Source organism: Bacteroides sedimenti (assembly GCF_040365225.1).
In the GTDB taxonomy this organism is placed as follows: domain Bacteria; phylum Bacteroidota; class Bacteroidia; order Bacteroidales; family Bacteroidaceae; genus Bacteroides; species Bacteroides sedimenti.
The window spans coordinates 3,685,347-3,703,123 of sequence record NZ_AP028055.1 but is presented as its reverse complement, the minus strand read 5'-3'; the positions used below and the strand labels follow the sequence as shown (position 1 = coordinate 3,703,123).

13 protein-coding genes are annotated in these 17,777 nt (G+C 40.2%); 8 read left to right on the top strand and 5 right to left on the bottom strand.

Annotated features, from left to right (window positions below; all coding sequences use genetic code 11):
• Nucleotides 1-123: 123 nt before the first annotated feature.
• Together ABWU87_RS14710 and ABWU87_RS14705 are read left to right on the top strand one after the other, a co-directional pair.
• Complete coding sequence (locus ABWU87_RS14710; RefSeq protein ID WP_353332000.1) at nucleotides 124-1,458, top strand: NADP-specific glutamate dehydrogenase; 1,335 nt, start codon at nucleotides 124-126, stop codon at nucleotides 1,456-1,458.
• Between the two features lie 164 nt (nucleotides 1,459-1,622).
• Nucleotides 1,623-3,764, top strand: a complete 2,142-nt coding sequence (locus ABWU87_RS14705; RefSeq protein WP_353331999.1) for a prolyl oligopeptidase family serine peptidase — start codon at nucleotides 1,623-1,625, stop codon at nucleotides 3,762-3,764.
• A gap of 232 nt (nucleotides 3,765-3,996) precedes the next feature.
• Here the strand turns inward: ABWU87_RS14705 and ABWU87_RS14700 are convergent, their stop codons facing one another.
• The 3 genes from ABWU87_RS14700 to ABWU87_RS14690 form a co-directional block, all read right to left on the bottom strand.
• The gene (locus tag ABWU87_RS14700; protein WP_353331997.1) at nucleotides 3,997-5,292 is read right to left on the bottom strand and encodes an alpha-L-fucosidase; all 1,296 of its coding nucleotides are present in this window, start codon (nucleotides 5,290-5,292) and stop codon (nucleotides 3,997-3,999) included.
• 70 nt (nucleotides 5,293-5,362) lie between these two features.
• Nucleotides 5,363-5,944 carry a nitroreductase family protein gene (locus ABWU87_RS14695; RefSeq protein ID WP_434533893.1) on the bottom strand — a complete coding sequence of 194 codons (582 nt, stop codon included), beginning with the start codon at nucleotides 5,942-5,944 and terminating at the stop codon, nucleotides 5,363-5,365.
• A gap of 45 nt (nucleotides 5,945-5,989) precedes the next feature.
• Nucleotides 5,990-8,950 carry a PEP/pyruvate-binding domain-containing protein gene (locus tag ABWU87_RS14690; protein ID WP_353331995.1) on the bottom strand — a complete coding sequence of 987 codons (2,961 nt, stop codon included), beginning with the start codon at nucleotides 8,948-8,950 and terminating at the stop codon, nucleotides 5,990-5,992.
• A gap of 214 nt (nucleotides 8,951-9,164) precedes the next feature.
• Between ABWU87_RS14690 and gdhA the strand changes: the two genes are divergently transcribed.
• The 5 genes from gdhA to ABWU87_RS14665 all read left to right on the top strand — a co-directional run bounded on the left by gdhA (nucleotide 9,165) and on the right by ABWU87_RS14665 (nucleotide 14,990).
• The gene (gene gdhA / locus ABWU87_RS14685; protein ID WP_353331993.1) at nucleotides 9,165-10,499 is read left to right on the top strand and encodes an NADP-specific glutamate dehydrogenase; all 1,335 of its coding nucleotides are present in this window, start codon (nucleotides 9,165-9,167) and stop codon (nucleotides 10,497-10,499) included.
• Between the two features lie 157 nt (nucleotides 10,500-10,656).
• Entirely contained in the window at nucleotides 10,657-11,163 is a 507-nt protein-coding gene (locus ABWU87_RS14680) for a septal ring lytic transglycosylase RlpA family protein (protein ID WP_353331991.1), read from the top strand.
• Nucleotides 11,160-12,329 (top strand): M24 family metallopeptidase, encoded by a 1,170-nt coding sequence (locus ABWU87_RS14675; RefSeq protein WP_353331989.1) that lies wholly within the window; start codon nucleotides 11,160-11,162, stop codon nucleotides 12,327-12,329. Before ABWU87_RS14680 ends, ABWU87_RS14675 begins: the two co-directional genes overlap by 4 nt.
• Before the next feature lie 137 nt (nucleotides 12,330-12,466).
• A complete protein-coding gene (locus ABWU87_RS14670; RefSeq protein ID WP_353331987.1) occupies nucleotides 12,467-13,366 on the top strand; it encodes an alkaline phosphatase in 900 nt (299 codons plus the stop codon).
• 421 nt (nucleotides 13,367-13,787) lie between these two features.
• Nucleotides 13,788-14,990 carry a threonine/serine ThrE exporter family protein gene (locus ABWU87_RS14665; RefSeq protein WP_353331985.1) on the top strand — a complete coding sequence of 401 codons (1,203 nt, stop codon included), beginning with the start codon at nucleotides 13,788-13,790 and terminating at the stop codon, nucleotides 14,988-14,990.
• Nucleotides 14,991-15,225: 235 nt separating this feature from the next.
• On the opposite strand, the gene lgt is transcribed toward ABWU87_RS14665, so the two are convergent.
• Entirely contained in the window at nucleotides 15,226-16,047 is an 822-nt protein-coding gene (lgt, locus tag ABWU87_RS14660; RefSeq protein ID WP_353331984.1) for a prolipoprotein diacylglyceryl transferase, read from the bottom strand.
• Between the two features lie 12 nt (nucleotides 16,048-16,059).
• Nucleotides 16,060-16,959 (bottom strand): diaminopimelate dehydrogenase, encoded by a 900-nt coding sequence (locus tag ABWU87_RS14655; RefSeq protein WP_353331982.1) that lies wholly within the window; start codon nucleotides 16,957-16,959, stop codon nucleotides 16,060-16,062.
• A 224-nt stretch (nucleotides 16,960-17,183) separates the two neighbouring features.
• On the opposite strand from ABWU87_RS14655, the gene ruvA reads away from it, so the two are divergent.
• Nucleotides 17,184-17,774: a Holliday junction branch migration protein RuvA gene (ruvA, locus tag ABWU87_RS14650; protein WP_353331980.1), complete on the top strand. Its 591-nt coding sequence runs from the start codon at nucleotides 17,184-17,186 to the stop codon at nucleotides 17,772-17,774.
• The last annotated feature ends 3 nt before the right edge of the window (nucleotides 17,775-17,777 follow it).

Below are 17,777 nucleotides of genomic sequence, written 5' to 3'. Positions count from 1 at the left end.
GCTATTTTATCGCATATTTTATTTATAATTTGTTTGGTATATTAAATTAAAAGCATACATTTGCAACCACAAACTTAGAAAAACAATCTTTTTTAACATACAACAACCAATAAAAGAAATCTTATGGACGCAAGTAAGGTATTAGACGATCTGAAAAGAAGGTTCCCTAACGAACCAGAGTATCACCAGGCAGTAGAAGAAGTACTTTCTACCATCGAAGATGAGTACAACAAACATCCTGAATTTGACAAAGCCAACCTAATTGAACGTCTCTGTATTCCAGACAGAGTATTCCAGTTCAGAGTAACATGGATGGACGATAAAGGTAATATCCAGACAAACATGGGTTACCGCGTTCAGCACAACAATGCAATTGGCCCGTATAAAGGTGGTATCCGTTTCCATAGTTCGGTAAACCTTTCAATTCTTAAGTTCCTGGCATTTGAACAGACATTCAAAAACTCTCTGACAACATTGCCAATGGGTGGTGGTAAAGGTGGATCTGACTTCTCTCCTCGTGGAAAGTCAAATGCTGAAGTTATGCGTTTTGTACAATCATTCATGCTGGAATTGTGGCGCCATATTGGTCCTGACACAGACGTTCCTGCAGGTGATATCGGTGTTGGTGGCCGTGAAGTTGGTTTCATGTTCGGTATGTACAAGAAGCTTGCTAAAGAATTTACAGGAACCTTTACCGGTAAAGGTCTTGAGTTCGGAGGTTCTTTGATTCGCCCTGAAGCAACAGGTTACGGTAACATCTACTTCCTGATGGAAATGCTGAAGACTAAAGGCACTGACCTGAATGGTAAAGTATGTACAGTTTCCGGTTCAGGTAACGTTGCTCAATACACTATCGAAAAAGTTCTTGAATTAGGTGGTAAAGTTGTGACTTGCTCTGATTCTGATGGATACATATATGATCCAGACGGAATCGACCGCGAAAAACTTGACTACATCATGGAACTTAAGAACCTTTACAGAGGTCGTATCCGTGAATATGCAGAAAAATATGGCTGCAAATATGTAGAAGGAGCTAAACCATGGGGTGAAAAATGCGACATCGCTCTTCCTTCTGCAACTCAGAATGAATTGAATGGCGACCACGCCCGTACATTGGTAGCAAACGGATGTATTGCTGTTAGTGAAGGTGCTAACATGCCTAGCACTCCAGAAGCAGTTAAAGTATTCCAGGATGCTAAGATTCTTTACGCTCCGGGTAAAGCTGCAAATGCCGGTGGTGTATCAGTATCAGGTCTTGAAATGACTCAGAACTCAATCAGATTAAACTGGTCAAAAGAAGAAGTTGACGATAAACTGAAGAGCATCATGCAAAGCATCCACTCAGCTTGCGTTGAGTATGGAACAGATGCTGATGGATATGTAAACTACGTGAAAGGTGCAAACGTTGCAGGTTTCATGAAAGTTGCAAAAGCAATGATGGCACAAGGAATTGTGTAATCAGTAAAACAATAGGTAATAATATAGAAGGCGGCCCAGTTGGACCGCCTTTATTGTTTTATAAACTGTTCAGATATAATCAGTGAAAACAGCTTTGACAATGTTATTTTTTTACATACATTTGTGTTTTCATAAAAATTCAACTTTTATAAATAAAACCAACAATGAAAAAAGTGACATTATTATTGGCATGCGGAATGATTGCTGTAAACACTTACGGACAAAAAGGGAAAATAGTTTACCCTATTACAAAGAAAGGCAACACGGTTGATATTTACTTTGGTGAAAAAGTAGCCGATCCTTACCGCTGGCTTGAGAATGACACAACTCAGGAAACAGCAGCCTGGGTAAAAGCACAAAACAAAGTTACCACTGATTATCTGTCTGGAATTCCTTTCAGAGAGAAACTAAAGGAAAGACTTACCAACCTTGCCAATTACGAAAAAATTGGAGCACCATTCAAAAAGAACGGAAAATATTATTTTTATAAAAATAATGGCTTGCAAAACCAGAGTGTTCTTTATGTTCAGAATTCACTAAACGACGAACCGAAGGTATTTCTTGACCCCAATAAACTCTCTGATGACGGCACTGTGGCGCTGACGAGTATCTCTTTTTCAAAAGATGGTAAATACTTAGCCTATACAATATCGAGAAGCGGGTCGGACTGGAGAGAAATCTATGTCATGGATCTTGCATCAGGAAAACTGCTTGACGACCACATCCGGTGGGCTAAATTCACAGGAGCCTCCTGGCAGGAAGATGGATTTTACTATAGTGCATACGATGCACCTGCAACTGGTAAAGAGTTTTCAAACATCAATGAGAATCACAAAATTTACTACCATAAAATAGGAGAGCCACAATCTAAAGACATTCTGGTTTATCAGAACCCTAAATACCCAAAACGATTTTATTCAGCCTCAGTAAGTGAGGACCAACACGTTCTTTTCATTTATGAATCGGGTGAAGGGCGCGGAAACACCCTCTTTATGAAGGACCTGACAAAAGCAGATGCGCCGATTGAGCAGCTGACTTCCGATCATAACTTCGACTATTCTCCGATTGATGTTATTGGCAACAAGATATATTTTTCAACTACCTATAAAGCTCCTAAGAGTAAAATAATGGTTGCCGACATCGCTTCGCCTAAAATTGACAGCTGGAAGGAACTTATACCAGAATCAACCTCCGTTCTTGCCGGATCCGAAATTATTGGAGGTAAGCTTGTGCTTACATACAACAAGGATGCCTCCAACCATGCATTTGTTTACAATACCGACGGCAAACTGCTTCATGAAGTTAAACTGCCGGGATTGGGTGCAGTAGGATTCAGTGGTGATAGAGAAGACAACCTCGCTTTCTACTCTTTCACCTCCTTCACCTATCCCGGGACAGTATTTAAATATAATGTCGAGACCAATGAATCCACCCTGTATCGTGCTCCGAAAGTAGATTTCAACCCAAATGAATTTGTTACCGAGCAGGTATTCTATCCAAGCAAAGACGGGACAAAGATTCCGATGTTTCTAACCTATAAGAAAGGATTGAAAAGAGATGGTAACAATCCTGTGTTTCTTTACGGATATGGTGGATTTAATATCAGCCTCAACCCGGGATTCTCTACTTTCCGTATTCCTTTCCTCGAAAACGGAGGTATCTATGCTCAGACCAACCTTCGCGGAGGTGGAGAATATGGTGAGGAATGGCATGTGGCCGGAACAAAAATGCAAAAGCAAAACGTGTTTGACGACTTCATTTCGGCAGCAGAATACCTAATTGCCAACAAATTTACCAGTAAGAAGAAGATTGCTATTGTAGGAGGTTCCAATGGAGGGCTACTAGTTGGAGCCTGTGTAAACCAACGGCCAGACCTTTTCAGGGTTGCTATTCCAGAAGTTGGAGTAATGGATATGCTTCGATATCATAAATTCACCATCGGATGGAATTGGGCAAGCGACTATGGAACCAGCGAAGACAGCAAAGAGATGTTCGAATACCTTAAGACTTACTCCCCGCTTCACACTCTGAAGAAAGGAGTTACTTATCCTGCCATAATGGTGACCACTGCCGACCATGACGACCGGGTGGTTCCGGCACACTCATTTAAATATGCCGCGGCTCTTCAGGCTGCCAGCAATGGTAAGAATCCAACTCTTATTCGTATAGACAGCAAAGCTGGTCATGGCGCAGGAAAGCCTATCAGCAAAGTAATAGATGAACAAACCGATATCTATTCGTTCATCATGTTCAACATGGGGATAAAACCCGATATCGATCCATCAAAAAAGATTTCAGGAATGTAACAAACAGTTTGTATACGATCAATTTTCTTTTCAATTAGAGAAATTCTCCTGTACACCCGGGTGTACCCCACCCTTACATCCGGGTGTACAGAGCTCCTCCATCCGGGTGTACTAGAAGGGTAGACCTAGATGGAACGAAGAAAGGAATTAATAGAAATAAAAATTCGCATACAAAAACGGGCAACCACATCGGATGATGCAACTGCCCGTATCTGTTTATCAATTTTATCTCTTACAGAGACAATTCAACTACGTAATCAATATCGGTTGGAACTTCTGGCAAATACAGCAAGATGCCTTCTTTATCCTGTTTGAATTTGATTGCAGTCTTATTCTTGAACAATGAAGCCTTTTTCACTTTGCTTGTAACCGGAAGGAACAAGGCATTGTCTTTCAGGTTGAGGATATGTACAAAAAGCCTGTTACCCTTCTGAGTTGTTACTCCCCAGTCGCGAACGGGAACCTGTCCGGCACGGGTGCCATAAACGGTTTCACCATACACTTTCATCCATTCACCCACCTCTTTCAAACGTTGTACAGCCACTTCAGGCATTTGTCCGTTAGGCTGAGGACCTACATTCATCAGTAAGTTCGCATTATTGCCGGCAGCTTTTACCAGATACAGAATCAGCTCCTTGGTCGATTTATAATTGTTATCTGTAATATTGTAGCCCCAGCTGCCATTCATGGTTTCGCAAGTTTCCAACGGTAGTTTACTAATATCCTGACCAGAAAGTCCGGCTGTATTCTGTCCTGGCAGATCGCGTTCAAACATCTGAAAATCTTCTCCCGGCAGTGGTGTACTGTGGTGATTGTTTCCTATCATACATCCCGGCTGCAGTTTATGAATCAATGCATACTGTCCGCCCAAATTCCAGTCCCAAGTAGGGTCCTGATCCTTATCCCAGTATCCGTCGAACCAGATTGCCCCAATCGGTCCATAGTTGGTAAGCAGTTCGGTAAGCTGATTATTCATAAAATTCATATAATCGCTCCACTTCCCATGTGTGGTTCTGCCTGTACCGTGGCCGGTACGACCCAGAGGGTAATAATCGTCTCTACGCCAATCCAGGTGTGAGTAGTACAAGTGAAGCTTTAGTCCTTGTTTTTTACACTCTTCGGCCAGTGCCTTAACAATGTCTTTCTTATAGGGGGTAGCATCAACTATATTGAAATCGGAGTACTTGGTACCAAACATAGAGAAGCCATCGTGATGGCGAGTGGTGAAGCAGATGTATTTCATACCGGCTGCCTTGGCTGCCGATACCCATGCTGCTGCATCAAATTTGGAGGGATAGAATCCAGCGGCCAGTTTCTCATACTCTTTCCAGTTGATATTTTTATTATGCATTACCCATTCACCGCTTCCCAGCATACTATAGATGCCCCAGTGAATAAACATACCAAATTTAGCATCTTGAAATTCAGCTCTGTTTTCTAAGTTCTCTTTGGCTGGTTGATAATCTTTCTGCGCAAACAACGGCATGTTGCAGACAAGAATCAGCAGCGCTAAATAAATCTTTCTCATGTGTTTATTAATTAGGTTTATGTATAGAAAGTCCTTGTACAAAAGTATATTTTCATACAAGGACTCCTGTTTATTTAAAATATCCTACCGGATGATTTAAGATCAATGTCTGCGTTCCGGTCAATTTTAATGCTTTTGTCAACCCAGCACTATCCATCTGTGCTCTTGGAACTGTTCCCAGTCCTATCCCGGAGCAGAAAATTGATATGTTTTGAGAAACAATTCCGCCATCAATCGCTCCCCAGGTTTCATTTGTATCCGAAACCAAAATCAGGCATACTGGTGCTTTTAGCGGGCGCACATCGCCCTCACTGATAAAATCCAGCATATTTGTTTTCGGGTTATAAAGGTAATTAGCCTGTGCCGTGCAGACATATATCTTTATATCCTGCCGGTTCTGAGAAGATGGAGCTGTTTTCTTCGATTCACTCGGGCGATTTATGCCATTGGCTGCCCATACCAAGTCAGAGAGGTCCTGAATGCTTAGCATTTTATCAGAGTATTCGCGGGTGGATTTACGGTTTGATAATGCTTTCATAACATTATCCCCACGGGTCAGATCGGGTGCATTCAACTTGATTGAGGTCAGTTCCTGTGCACTTGAACATGAAATAAAAAAGAACATCATCATTAGCAAAAGGGATTGTTTCATAATTCTCAAATTTAAGTTGATACTATTATTGAATCTCACTAATTATTATTGGGGTTTCATCACAATTCCGATATTCTTCTTTCCATCAATCTTTACCACCATTGGCTTTTCAAAATGTATGTGACGGAGATATTTCGTTTCAAAAACAGCTTCTTTGGCATTCAAAAAATCCTGGTCGTAAATGCCATCGTTCATATAGGAGTTTATAGTGAAATAACCCACACCAAACGAGGTTAGGTTCTGAAAGAAATGAGTTCCCTGACTAGGGTCAATCCGGTAGTTTGTCAACCCGGCCTCAACAATCACCCTAGCTGCAGAGATATGTGGCCATTTAACAGGTATACCCAACCATGTATCACTGGAGCCCCATCTGCCTGGTCCTACCAAAATATAATTCTTTTTCTTATCCAAGAACTGTTTGTTCAGTTTTTCAATTTCGTATGCAATATCCTGATTGTGATATGCACTGTAATTATCTGTTTTTACGTAAACAATGTCATGAACATCATTCATGATGCCGTGTCCCAAAGCATGATTCGAACTCAACAATAAGTCTTTATCTTCAACCTGGGTAAGATCTTCTTCTATCATCTCCTTGCTATCTACAATTGGTCGGATCTGTAACAGGTAGAAAGTGCCTGATTTATCTATCTCGGTACTCAATGTGGCAGCAAATTCAATTTCCACAGGACGACGCATTTCCTTCTCTCCATATTTCATAGCGAGTTGAAGAATTTGTGCAAGCGGAAACACGTCGTGTTGCAAGATATTTGCAAAAGTGATCAGTTTTCGTCCACCTGGATAAATTCCATCACGAATCACCTGATCATATGGATCATAAGTAGAAGCTATATACCGCAAGGCTCCATCATTTTCAGCCTCTTTTACAGGAAGTTTCAACAGATTAAATCCATCATCTATAGAAAATTCCTCTCCAATATTCTTCAAATCGAGCGCATAAAAGCGGGTCTGGGTCTCTTTCAGTGCAATCTCCATTTCACTTGTTTGAAGCACTTTATTCGGGTGGTAAGGACAGAACCTCAGAGTCATTCCTCCATCAACAATATATTTTCCCAGTCCCAGAGCAATATTCACGGTTCCTTCTTCTGGTTTTTCATCGCCAATCGGATAATAGTTCAGTGATCTTGCTACCCCGGACATGGAAGGATAATATCTTTCTCCATATTGATTCCCCACCACTTCCTGCAAAATGACTGCCATCTTTTCCTGATCAATCACATTAGCAGTAGCTTGCATATATGACTTACTGTCGCTGTAATATACAGATGCATAGACCGCTTTTATCGCATCACTCAACATGCGAAGCATTTCATATTTATCATCCAGATATGGAATCATGTAAGTGGAGTAAATCCCGGCAAATGGTTGATAATGTGAATCTTCCAGCAAACTAGAAGAGCGGATGGCAATCGGCGATTTTACTACATCGAAGAAAGTGAAAAAGTCCTCGATTAACCGTTCAGGTAGTTTTGCTTTCAGGAAGTATTTTAGAATCGCATCATCTTCCATATCCGAAAGAGCCACCTGATACAGGTTATTCGTTTCCATAAATTCGTCAAAGATATCGGTGCAAAGTACAACCGTCTTTGGAATAGCCACTTTGGCGTTTTCAAATTCATCGAACTGAGGATGGCGTTTTACCATATTGTCAATAAATGCCAGTCCTCTTCCTTTCCCTCCTAATGAACCCTCACCGATGCGGGCAAAATTCGAATATCTATCAAAACGGTCCCGCTTAAAAATAGCTACTACCCCTTGATTCTTCATCTTTCTGTATTTTACAATCGCCTCGAAAATAATTTTCCGGTACACATCAATGTCTATCACCTCATCGAAAGTAATCTGTCTTAGAAACTCTGCCACTGGGAACATTGCCCTTGAATATAGCCAGCGTGAAATATGGTTTCGGGAGATATGATAAGACAATGATTCACTTGGCACAGCAAAAATAATATTCTGAAGATCTTTCAGGTTTCTCACCTTTGCCACTTCCGCATTTGTATTTGGATTCCGGAAAATAAAATCTCCAAAACCAAATTTGTCCTTCACAATACGTTGAAGGTCAACATCCATCTTTTTGGAATTCTTGTCCACAAAACTTGCTCCATACCGGTTTGCGTATACCTGATTATCCTTTTCTGCCGATTGGATAATTAACGGAACAAAGGGATCTTTCTTTCTGATTTCGTCACACAGTTTGATGCCAGCCATAGCATCCTTTTTTCCTTCACGGGGAAATCTCACGTCAGTAATTACTCCCAGAATATTGTTTTGAAATTTATTATATATTTCAGTCGCTTCTTCATATGTACGAGCCAGGACAATCTTCGGTCGTCCACGCATTCGTAAAGTCTTTTGGTGATCGTTCAACGCTTCCGTGGCAAATTCCTGCGATTGCTGCAAGATAAATCTATAAATACTTGGTAAAGTGGATGAATAAAAACGAATGGAATCTTCCACCAGCAGAATCAACTGTACTCCAACTTCAGCCACATCATGCTCTACATTCATCTGATCCTCAACCAGTTTGATGATCGAAACAAGCAGATCTGTATTTCCCAACCAGCAAAAAACATATTCAAAAGCACTTAAGTCCTCATTGGCTATGCGTCTTCTCACTCCGTGGGAAAATGGCGTGAGTACTACAATCGGAATCTGTGGATATTTTTCCTTGATACTACGCCCTGTAGCCAAGAAGTCACTTTTATCGGTACTTGGCATACATATCACTAAATCAAACTGCATATCCTCCAGTTCCGCCCAAGCCTCTTTTTCTGTCGAAACTTGGGTAAATCGGGGAGGATATCGTAAGCTAAGTGAGGCATATTCATTAAATATTTTCTCGTCAATCCGACCGTCATCTTCCAACATAAACGCATCGTAAGGATTTGCGATAAGTAATACGTTGAATATTCTTCTGGTCATCAGATTGGCAAAAGATGTATCTTTGAAATATAATTGGCTTAATTTGAGTTTGCTAAGCATAAGAAAATCGGATTATTATAAAGTAACAAATTTGCGGATTTTTTTTGGCTTATGCAAAAAATGGATTGAAAAGTCTCACCTAAAACGTCAAAATATCATTTTATCATTTTTTCATCAATAAAGTTACAAATAAATTAGGTTATTTACAGAAAACAACTACCTTTGTAGGGTATTCATTTTACATTTTATCATCAACCTTTAAAAATACTATATTATGAATATCGAACTAATTATGGCTTCACTGGAAGCAAAACACCCTGGTGAAAAGGAATATCTTCAAGCAGTCAGGGAAGTGCTCATCTCTATCGAGGAAGTCTATAATCAACACCCCGAATTTGAAAAAGCCCGTATCATAGAACGATTAGTGGAACCCGACCGTATATTTACCTTTAAAGTGCCCTGGGTAGATGATAACGGAGACGTACAAGTAAATCTTGGTTACCGTGTTCAGTTCAATAATGCCATTGGCCCATACAAAGGTGGTATCCGTTTCCATGCCTCAGTCAATTTATCCATACTGAAATTTCTTGGCTTCGAACAAACATTTAAGAATGCTCTTACCACACTTCCGATGGGAGGTGGCAAAGGTGGTTCCGATTTCTCTATCCGTGGAAAATCTGATGCAGAAGTTATGCGTTTCTGCCAGTCATTCATGCTTGAACTATGGCGCCATATCGGACCAGACACCGATGTACCGGCTGGTGATATAGGAGTTGGAGCACGTGAGATTGGATATATGTTCGGTATGTATAAGAAACTGGCTCGTGAATTCACCGGAACCTTCACCGGAAAAGGACTTGAATATGGAGGTTCTCTGGTTCGTCCGGAAGCAACCGGTTTCGGCGGATTGTACTTCGTGAATCAGATGTTAAAAACAAAAGGAATTGATATCAAAGGAAAAACAATTGCAGTTTCTGGATTTGGCAATGTAGCTTGGGGAGCAGTTACTAAAGCAAACGAACTTGGAGCTAAAGTTGTCACTATTTCTGGACCAGATGGATACATCTACGATGAAGCTGGAATTAGTGGAGAAAAAATAGATTATATGCTCGAACTTCGTGCAACCGGTGAAGACATTGTTGAACCATACGCAAAGAAATTCAACGCCAAATTCATTCCAGATCGGAGACCTTGGGAAGTAAAGGTAGATATAGCCTTGCCTTGTGCTACCCAGAACGAACTGAATGGAGAAGATGCGAAACAACTTATAGAAAACAATGTTTTATGCGTGGGAGAGATTTCAAATATGGGATGTACCCCCGAAGCTATCGACCTGTTTATCGAGCACAAAACTATGTATGCACCAGGAAAAGCAGTTAACGCCGGTGGAGTTGCTACTTCCGGTCTGGAAATGAGCCAGAATGCAATGCATCTTAGCTGGGGAGCTACAGAAGTTGATAGCAAACTTCATGAAATAATGTACGGTATCCATGAACAGTGTGTAAAATACGGCACAGAATCTGATGGATACATTAACTACGTGAAAGGAGCAAACATTGCCGGATTTATGAAAGTAGCCCATGCCATGATGGCACAGGGAATAGTATAGACAAAAGCAGAATTTCGTTTAGTTGTATTTTTATCCTTTTTTGCTTCCCGCTCCTCGAGAGAAGAGCGGGAAGTCGTTTTTATACAGCTATTATTCAATTTTAAAAAATAATTCTTACCTTTGTTGCCACTACTGTTAATCCATAAACAGAGAATATATGGTCAACAAAATTTTATTTGTATTGTTTCTGCTGGCCACAATCAGCATCAGCACTTCTGCACAAGAAACAGGGAAAGCTACTTATTACGGGAAAAAGATGCAGGGAAAAAGGACTGCAAGCGGAATTCGTTATCATAACGATAGCCTAACTTGTGCTCACCGCACATATCCGTTCGGCACCCTTTTGAAAGTGAAAAATTTGAAGAATGATAAGGAAGTTGTCGTAGAAGTAACAGATAGAGGGCCATTTGGTCGAGGCTATATTATCGACCTTTCATACAGTGCAGCCAAAGAAATCGACCTAATCAGAACCGGAATTACAATGGTTGAGGTCAGTGTATACAATCCGATACAGGTTCCTTTTAAGGCTAATGACGATATTGTTCCTCATTGGGATATTGAAATGGCCGTACCTAACAGAGTTATTCCCGACGCCATGGATAATGATCAATCTAAGGTTAAGGAAGACTCCACAAAAACCAAAAAACCTATCAACAAAAAATGAAAATTTCAACAGAATTAGCACTGCGTCAGGAGAAAATAAGAAAATTAATGATGCAGTCCAATATTGATGCAGCTTTAATTTCCTGCAATGTGAACCTTCTATATACTTGCGGACAAGTTCTCAGCGGTTATTGCTACCTACCGGTTACAGGTGAACCATGGTATTTTATTAAACGACCAAGTGGATTAAGGGGGAAACAGATTCATTATATCCGCAAACCGGAACAAATAGCGGAGTTTCTTACAGAAAAGAATATACCTTTCCCTGAAACAATGATGCTTGAAGGAGATCAGATGCCTTATACAGAATATATGCGTCTGGCAAATATTTTTCCGTCTGCACGTTGCGTTAACGGAACTCCAATTATCCGTGCCGCACGTAGCATCAAGACAGAGACAGAGATTGAAATGTTCCGTCAAGCTGGTGCAGCACATACACGTGCATACATGCAGATTCCCTCCATCTACTGCTCGGGAATGGACGACCGTCAGTTCTCAATTGAAATTGAACGCATCATGCGTTTAGAAGGATGTCTGGGAATATTCCGCGTATTTGGTCAAAGCATGGAAATTTTCTTTGGGAGTGTACTTACCGGAAGCAATGCCGAGGCTCCATCTCCATACGATTTTTCTCTAGGGGGAAAGGGCTTGAGTCCTGCCCTGCCGGGAGGATTGAACGGAACCAAACTGGAAAAGGGAAATACGGTAATGGTTGATTTGGGTGGTAATTTCAACGGCTATATGTGCGACATGTCACGCGTATTTTCAATCGGTAAAATTAGTGAAGAGGCTTACCGTGCACATCAGGTTTGCCTGGAAATTCAATCTGAAGTCATTGCTTTGGCGAAGCCCGGTGCTGTATGTGAAACTCTTTATAACAAGGCTATCGACATCGTAACCAAAGCTGGATTCAAGGATAAGTTTATGGGAACCAAGCAACAAGCTAAGTTCGTTGGACATGGTATTGGTCTCGAAATAAACGAAGCCCCCGTTCTTGCACCAAAAGTAAAGCAAGAACTGGAGTCAGGGATGGTTATTGCTCTCGAGCCTAAGATTGTTTTACCGGGAATTGGCCCTGTTGGAATTGAAAACTCATGGGTTATAAATGAACATGGAGCAGAAAAGCTAACGTTCTGTCCCGAAGAGATTCTTGACCTGGAAGCATAAAAATACAACTATTGATTACAAGGTTTGTCTTTAGTGATCTTACAGTTTATTAATATAATATATTATACCCATTGGAGGAAATAATTTCAACCAGATATTTTTCTGACAACGGGTTATTTGTTAACACTTAAATAAAAATGAAAAAGAGTATTCTATTGGTGATATCCTGTTTATTTCTTATCGTAAATTCTGCAGATGCAGCTAAATGGAAAGCAAAACATGTAATTTTTATCGGATTAGACGGATGGGGATCTTACAGTGTAGAGAAAGCAGAGATGCCCACTGTCAAAAGACTAATGTCGGAAGGTGCATATACCTTAAAGAAAAGAACCGTACTCCCGTCATCAAGCGCAGTAAATTGGGCCTCAATGTTTATGGGTGCAGGCCCTGAGCTTCATGGATATACCGAATGGGGCTCGCAAAAACCCGAACTTCCTTCCCGAGAAATTAGTCATTATGGCATCTTTCCTACCGTCTGGGGATTATTGAGAGATTCTGACCCCAATGCTGAAATAGGATACATCTATGAGTGGGAAGGCATGTATTTTCTGGCTGATATAAAAGCCATGAATTACTACGAGGAAATTAAAGATAGGAAAAACGATCCATCAATCACAGCAAAAAAAGCTGTTGAGTATATAAAAAAGTCAAAACCAAATTTCTTAGGAGTTATATTTGACAACCCAGATGGAATAGGGCATTCAAAAGGACATGATACTCCTGAATACTACCAGGTTTTAAAGGAGCTCGATTCATATATTGGACAGATAGTAAATGCAGCTAAAGATGCTGGTATATTAGAAGAAACCATCTTTATAATTACTTCAGACCATGGTGGAATAAACAAAGGACATGGTGGTAAAACAATGGAGGAAATGGAAACCCCGTTCATTATTTCGGGAAAGAACATAAAAAAGAATCCCGAATTTAATGAAAGTATGATGCAGTTCGATGTAGCTCCGACAATTGCATACATTTTTAATCTGAAAACTCCTCAAGTGTGGATAGGCCGACCTATGAAACAAGTTTTCAAATAAATACGTTGCTTATTAATACAATCAGCAATATTTAAGAGACCAACAGAGCTATATTAATACATCTGATTTTAACGAAGGTAATTACAAGATTACCATTTATCAACATTTACAATATAATTTAAAGAGCCATTTCATCATATATTATGGATTGAAATGGCTCTTTTTATTTTTGGACGCAAAAAACTATGTCTCATTTGGATTGAGCACAACTTATGCAGTCATCATTGTTTTTTGGTTAGCTAGTCAATAAAGAGTTTATTTCTCTGAAAATTGTGACAATAAATGGTAGTTGATGGAGATATTGAATATACTGCTTTTCTCCTCCGTTTAAACATCGTAAGCCCAGGTTGTAAAATTAGATCTTTGGAATGTATTGATTCAAAATAAAAGAGTATTTTTGCCGCTCAAATATTCAGAACAAATGAGCATACCCGAAAAGTACAAATTCATCATTCAGTTGGGGAAAGCCCTGCATAATTATGGTATTCCGTCCTACAGAATTCAGGCATATCTATCCAAAGTATCCAAAAACATGGGTGTAAGGGGCACCTTCATGGATTCGCCCACCTGGATAAATTATGTATTCTACGAAAATGGTGATGAGCAAACCTATAATTACATTGAAAGTGTTGCTCCGGGAACTCTGAATCTGGGTGCCTTTTCAAGAATTGTAGAGACTACGGACAAACTGATTGCAAACGAAATTGATATAACGGAAATCGACAGCCGGCTGAAAACCATTCATGAAAAAACGGTAAAAGTCAACCATCTGGCATTAACCATTGCTTATGCCCTTTCTGCGGGCATGTTCAATCTAATGATTGGAAGCAATTGGATATCCGTGTTCTTCGCCTTATTATTAGGTGCATTTGTTTATCTCTTAACTTATCTATCAACAAAGTATGTCTATTTAAATTCCGTACTCGAATCGATAGCCTCATTTCTTGCTACTATCATTGCCGGACTATTATCATTGGTCTTTCCTGATTTGAACGTTGGGTTAACCATTATCTCTGCAATAATTATCTTTGTGCCCGGACTGGCCATCACCACAGCTCTTGAAGAGATTACCTCAAAGAGCCTTGTTTCCGGAACCGCGAAGCTATTCGACGCACTGATCTCCTTATTCAAGCAGTTTTTCGGAGTAATCCTGGGACTAACCAGCTTAAAATTCCTGATCAACTTTGAGATTTTCAATCATTACTCTAATATTCCCAATTGGATTATCTTTTTGGCAATCCCTTTGTTCTCAATCAGTTTGCTCCCCATTTTCCAAGTCCGTAAAAAAGATATGTTATTTGGTGTATTGACAGGGGCTGTAGGTTTCTTTCTTACCTATTCGTTTTCTGTTGCGGGAATTCTGTTAAGTACATTCGTCGGTTCCATCGGAGTGGTTATCTTCAGCCATTTATTCAGTAAAATAACCAAAACACCCAAAGTTGTATATGTTACGCAAGGAATCATCATGTTGGTGCCTGGTAGCAAAACATTATTCGGTTTGAGCAATGTTTTTTTAAATACCACAATTGTAAATGTAGGTAACATAGGCGAACAGGTTGCCTACATTCTGATGGGAATTCTTGGAGGGCTGCTCTTCAGCGGAGTCTTTAAACCTGAAGATTAATCATTTTATTAACATTGCATGGATTTAAGCAATAACTTAATCTATCCATTCTTACTGCACTAAATAGACTATTGAACAGCGTGCAATATCCGATTTTACCAACTAGTAAGTGGAACTTGATTTGTTGGCGATAGCAGCTAAATACTTCTCCCACAATAGTGAAATGAACAAAAAAAACAGCCTGACGGTCCTTTGAAAACCGACAGGCTATTTTTTATTTTATTTCAGAGCGCTGTTAAAACAGTCGTTTGATATTTGGTTTCACAATGGCGCTGATTGCTAAATAGAGTCCAAGAAGAATCAATGGAATACTTAGCTGTTGACCAATATTGAGTTGCATTCCCACTTCGGATGCCACCTGAGGATTCTTCAGGAATTCGAGTCCGAAACGTGCTCCGAAGAAGATTATCAGACTCACTCCGGTAATCAGACCGACCTTTTTCTGCAGATTAAACTTCCAGTACATTACTAATGAGACAATCAATGCAACAATGCAATAAAGCATTTCGTATATCTGTGTAGGATGACAAGGAAGTCCGTTGAAATCTCTCACCCATTCGGCCGAACGTACAAACTTAAATCCCCAGGGCATTGTAGTAGGAAAACCGAATATTTCTGAATTCATCAAATTTCCCAGACGGATACATGCACATGCCACAGCAATGGCAGGTATCATACGGTCGAACAACCACCACACACTTTGATGAGTAACCTTTCTGGAATAAAATATTAGTGCCAGAATCAGGGCAAATACCCCGCCATGGCTAGCCAATCCACCATTCCAGATTGCAAATATCTGCATGGGATGAGCGCTATAGTAGTCCCAGTCATAGAAAAGACAGTGTCCCAGACGAGCACCTACCACAGAACTGATGATGGTATAGAAAAAAAGTTTATCCACCCAGTTGTCCGGATGCTTTTCATGCTTAAACAAGCGACTCATCATCTCGTAACCTATCAGAAAACCAATTCCCCAAAGCAAACCGTACCATCTTATTTCACGACCGAAGATTGTGAAGATGGAAGGATTCACATCCCATGTTATATATGCCAACATACGCTCGAATTATTAAACTAAGTGTGAAATCAAGTCTTCGCGATCTCCGTGAATCAGGTCGATTACAGGGATTTCAATCATTGTGTAGCAACCTGGCTTCTGCAACATGGAAGCACGTGCCACACAAACAAGCACCTGTCCGGTTAGAGCCGGGTTGTTAATCTTCATGTTGAATTCGAACATTTGATTCTGAGTTTTTCCTGAAACGCCTTTACGTGTAAGGTTTACTCCGTGGCCCATATCAAGTAGTTCGTCTACGCTGTCAACCTGAGTTACGTGAGTTTCATCATTTACAAAGTAAGCATCAGCCTTAATTGCTTTGGCAACCTCTGCAAAGTTGTATCCATCTTTCACTTCAATATAAACCATACGGCGGTGAATACCTGTGCCTGTAGGGATAGTCATGGACAATGCAGCCTTAACCCCATCAATTGCCTTAACAGCAACAGTGTGTCCCATGCTCATACCCGGTCCGAAGTTTGTATAAGTGATACCCTTTGGAGCAATAGCCTGAAGTAGAGTGCGAACCACTGAATCACTTCCCGGATCCCATCCTGCAGCAATAATTGATACTGCGTTATGTTCTTTAGCTGCAGCGTTCAGTTCACGACGAAGATTTACAATTCCGGTATGGATATCGAAGCTGTCTACTGTATTGATGCCAAGAGCCAAAATTTCTTTTGCATATTTTTCAACGCTTCTGGTTGGAGTACAAAGAATAGCAACGTTTACGTCCCTCAGTTCTTTGATATCTTTAACCACATCAAAATCAGCCAATTCAGCTGGTTTATCAGCAGAACCGCTACGACGTACAACACCTGCCACCTCAAAATCCGGGGCAGTAAGAAGTGCTTCCAGCACATATTTTCCAATATTGCCATAACCAACAATGGCAGCTCTAATTTTTTTCATCCTTTTAGGGTCTTTAGTTTGACATATTTCTTTATTCGAGCAACAAAAATAATCATTTTGAATTATATACAAAGGTTCACGGAGGTAATATATTGAAAATAATCCCGACAATAAACAATTCAATACAATAAATAGGTATAATTAAACGTTTCTTTCGTAGAGAGAGGCGTGAATACAATAATTTAGTATTTTTGTCTCAATTTACTAAATTTACCTGAATACAAATGATTGAATATATAAAAGGAGATATTGCAGAGCTTGGTCCTGCCTCTGTAGTGATTGACTGTAACGGACTTGGATATTTTATAAACATTTCACTAAACACCTATTCTGCTATTCATAATCTTAGCAGTGCAAAGCTTTATATTTATGAAGCTATCCGTGAAGATGCCTATGTTCTTTACGGATTTGCCGATAAGCAGGAGCGCAACTTATTCCTGCTACTAATATCAGTTTCGGGTATTGGTGGAAATACTGCCCGGATGATTCTTTCAGCATTCTCGCCCAGCGAATTAGCAAACGTAATCGGCACAGAGAATGTGAATATGCTGAAAACGGTGAAAGGTATCGGTTTGAAAACTGCACAACGGGTTATTGTGGATTTGAAAGACAAAATCAAGACATCCGAAAGCGTAAGCAGCAATGCAATGGGAACAATCAGTCTGAATTCTGAAGTTCAGGAGGAAGCTGTGGCAGCACTGACCATGCTAGGTTTCAACACGGCAGCATCACAGAAGGTCGTAACAGCAATTATTAAGGAAGACCCTCAGGCTAAAGTAGAGCAGGTTATCAAACTGGCGTTGAAGAGATTATAACAG